The 2634-nt window shown below is 69.1% G+C and carries 1 protein-coding gene and 1 pseudogene; one reads left to right on the forward strand and one right to left on the reverse strand.

Annotated elements, in window-relative coordinates; translation table 11 throughout:
• Positions 1-195, reverse strand: a pseudogene (locus HUK82_RS15845) (leucyl aminopeptidase family protein); the annotation flags it as partial.
• Positions 196-289: 94 nt separating this feature from the next.
• On the opposite strand from HUK82_RS15845, the gene HUK82_RS15850 reads away from it, so the two are divergent.
• Positions 290-2634, forward strand: a 2345-nt coding sequence (locus HUK82_RS15850) for a helicase-related protein (protein WP_256127057.1), incomplete at its 3' end; no start/stop codon positions are given.

The raw sequence follows: 2634 nt of genomic DNA on the forward strand, positions 1-2634 counted from the left end.
GACGCCCTCGGGACCAGGCACCAGCGCCACCTCCCCCCGCTTGCCCGCGAATCCGTTCCCCTGCACGAACGCCGCTGCCCCGGCACCGAACAGCGCCGCCAGGGCGTCTGACCCGGCATCGTGCAGGGCGTGGACCGTGCGCGCCTTACGGCTGCGGGCGGCGGGAGTCAGACATTTCAATGCACTTTGTGCCATGGGAGAGCGTCCTTCGTGTCGTCTTCCGGCCAGCGCGATGGTCCAGCCTTCCTTCGCTCTTGCATTTGGTCTTGCGCCAGACAAGCATGAAGGCATGGGTTCAGCATTTCCAAGCCGGGTCCGCGCGGTGCTCGGCTCGACCAACACAGGCAAGACCCATCTGGCCATCGAGCGGCTGCTTGCCCACCGTTCCGGCATGATCGGTTTTCCGCTGCGACTTCTCGCGCGCGAGAACTACGACCGCATGGTCGCCCAGAAAGGCGCGGGGGCCGTCGCCCTGATCACGGGCGAGGAAAAGATCATCCCCGCCGGGGCGCGCTGGTATGCCTGCACCGTCGAGGCCATGCCGCTCGACCGACCGGTCGAATTCATGGCGGTCGACGAGATCCAGCTCTGCGCCGATCCGGACCGGGGCCACGTGTTCACCGACCGGCTGCTGAACGCACGCGGCATGGTCGAAACGCTGTTCCTCGGCGCGGAGACGATCCGCCCGCTCCTGCAGTGCCTCGTGCCGGGTATCACGATCGACACGCGCCCCCGCCTGTCCACTCTGACCCACACCGGCGCGACACGCCTGCTGAAACTGCCGCCGCGCAGCGCCATCGTCGCCTTCTCCGCCGCCGAGGTGTACGCCATTGCCGAGGCCGTGCGGCGCCGACGCGGCGGCTGCGCGGTGGTGATGGGCCAGTTGTCCCCTCGGACCCGCAACGCACAGGTGGAGCTGTACCAGAACAAGGAGGTCGATTATCTGGTCGCGACTGACGCGATCGGGATGGGCCTGAACATGGACGTCGATCATGTGGCGTTCGCCGGCCTGTCGAAATTCGACGGCAGCCGCCCACGCCGCCTGACAGCGCCCGAAATCGCCCAGATCGCCGGGCGCGCGGGGCGCGGCATGCGCGACGGCACCTTCGGCACGACCGCCGACTGCCCGCCGCTGGATGGCGCGCTGGTGGAGGCCGTGGAAACGCATCGCTTCGATCCGCTCGATCACCTTGCGTGGCGCAACGCGGCACTGGATTTCACCTCTACCGCGACTCTTCTGGCGAGCCTGAACCGCCCTCCTCCCGCGCGCGGGCTGGTGCCGGGACGCGTCGCCAGCGACGTCCTGACCCTGGAGGCGCTGGGTGGCGATGCCGAGGTCCGCGCTGCCTGCCGCGACCGCCGCGCGGTGCGGCTGCTGTGGGAGACGTGCCAGATCCCCGACTTCCGCAAGATCGGCGATGACAGCCACGAGCGGCTGTGCGCCCGCGTCTTTCTGTCCGTCCTGCGCGACGGCCATCTGCCGATGCCCTGGCTGGCGCAGCAGATCGACAGTCTCGACCGGCCCGAGGGCGACATCGACACGCTGATGCAACGTCTGCTGGGCGTGCGAGTGTGTGCCTATCTGACCGCGCGGCTGGACTGGATGGTCGACGCCCCGCACTGGCAGGCCCGCACGCGCGAGATCGAGGACAAGCTGTCCGACACCCTGCACGAACGTCTGATCGCACGCTTCGTCGACCGCCGCGCCGCCACGCTGATCCGCCGGCTGGATCACGCGGACGGGCAGGACGCCCTGCTCGCCGCCGTCACCCGACACGACAACGTCGTGGTCGAAGGGCATACCGTCGGACGCATGGTGGGCTTCGGCCTGGAGACCGATACGGCACTGGAGGGAGATGAGCGACGGCTGATGCTGCGGGCGGCGCGGCGGGCCCTGCAGGCCGAAATCCCCCGACGCCTCAACCGCCTGGTGCAGTCGGAGGACACTCGCTTCGCGCTCGACACCGACCGCCGGCTGATCCTGTGGGAAGATGCACCGCTGGCCCGGCTTCATGCCGGCGAGACACTGCTCAATCCACGCATTGACGTCATCGATACCGCGTTTCTGGACGGCGACCAGCGTGCGCGTATCCATGCCCGACTACGCCGTTACCTCGACGACGTACTGCACCTGCGTCTCGCACCGCTGTTCAACGCGCACGCCTCCGTGGCCGCGCGCAGCGATCTGCGAGGCATCGCCCATCGGCTGCTTGAACATGGCGGCGTCGTCCGGCGCGAGCGGGACGAGATGCCGCTGTCTCCTCCGGCGCGTGCCGACCTGACGGCACGCGGGATCGTCACCGGCTACCGTGCCTATTTCATGCCAGCATTACTCAAGCCGGCGCCCGCCCTGTTTCGCGCGTTTCTGATCGGCCTGAAGACCCATCCCCACGGGCCGGTCCCCGCACTTCCTGCCCCAGGACTGGTGGCGATCGACCCGCCACACGACGCGCGGCAGGCGCGTCTGCTGGCAGCGCTCGGCTGGGTCGACGCCGGGACCACATGGCTGCGGCTGGACGTGGTGGAGCGCGTCACCGGACAGCTCGCGCGCCGCTCGGCCCATCATCCCGTGGCACCCGGCCGTGATCTCGCCTCGCGCCTCTCCATCCCGCCCGCGCGTCTGGCCGATACGCT

It is taken from the genome of Ameyamaea chiangmaiensis, from assembly GCF_013376175.1.
GTDB classification, from domain to species: domain Bacteria; phylum Pseudomonadota; class Alphaproteobacteria; order Acetobacterales; family Acetobacteraceae; genus Ameyamaea; species Ameyamaea chiangmaiensis.